This is a genomic window from Brevibacillus sp. YAE8 (genome assembly GCF_057543335.1).
Window position 1 is genome coordinate 1 of the sequence record NZ_BAAIYG010000072.1, and the last position, 1,203, is coordinate 1,203.

1 protein-coding gene is annotated in these 1,203 nt (G+C 46.6%); it reads left to right on the forward strand.

Annotated features, from left to right (window positions below; all coding sequences use genetic code 11):
* Positions 1-77 precede the first annotated feature (77 nt).
* Positions 78-1,203 (forward strand): IS256 family transposase (locus AC27IT_RS27625; protein ID WP_340673119.1); only part of this gene is annotated, 1,126 nt, incomplete at its 3' end.

Genomic DNA, 1,203 nt, shown 5'->3' on the forward strand with positions numbered 1-1,203 from the left:
GGGACTGTAAAATATTCTGTGTAAACTCTCAAAACCTATTACAATAAAAGAAAGGTTGGTTTGAGAGGATGACACCTATGGCGAGATTTAGTAAGGAACAAGTGAAGGCGTTTGTGAAGGAAAACAACCTCAAGACGATGGACGATGTGCAGTCGGCACTGAAGGAACTGTTTGCAGAAACGCTGCAGTCGATGCTAGAGGCGGAGCTTGACACGGAACTCGGCTATGAAAAGCACGATGTGAAGCGAAAGAAAACAACAAACAGCCGTAACGGGAAGACAAAGAAGACGGTGACAAGCGAATACGGCGAGGTGGAGATCGCGGTGCCACGTGACCGTAATGGCGAATTTGAGCCCGTTATCGTGAAAAAGCATCAGTCTACCGTTACCGGCATTGAGGACCAAATTATCGCCATGTATGCCAAAGGTGTCAGCACACGGGATATTCAGGACCATCTGAACCATCTGTATGGAATTGACGTTTCTCCTACCATGATCTCCAATGTGACGAATAAGATCGTGCCACTCATCAAAGAATGGCAGAACCGACCGCTACAAAGCATCTATGCGGTTGTATTTATGGACGCCATTCACTACAAAGTCAAGCAAGACGGTGCTATTGTGAACAAAGCGGCTTATATGGTCATTGGCATTGATTTGGACGGCAACAAGGACGTATTAGGCATGTGGATTGGAGAGAATGAATCCTCAAAGTTCTGGCTGAGCGTACTGAACGACTTACGGAACCGTGGGGTTCAGGACATTCTCATCACCTGCGTGGATAACCTAACGGGCTTCTCTCAGGCCATCTCTGCCTGCTATCCGAATACGGAGATCCAAAAGTGCATCATTCATCAAATCCGCAACTCGACCCGTTATGTTTCTTATAAGGATCTTAAGAAAGTGACGGCGGATTTAAAGCCAATCTACAAAGCGGCAACAGAAGAGGCTGCCTTACTGGAATTGGATCGTTTTGAGGAAACATGGGGTAACAAATATCCCCTCATCGTTCGCTCTTGGCGTACCAACTGGGACGAGCTAGCTACTTTTTTCAAGTATCCACCAGAGATTCGTAAATTGATCTATACGACCAATATGATTGAGAGTTACCATCGGCAACTCCGGAAGGTGACGAAGGGCAAGAGCATTTTCCCCACCGATGAAGCCCTGCTCAAAATGCTCTATTTGGCTACCATGGACGTCA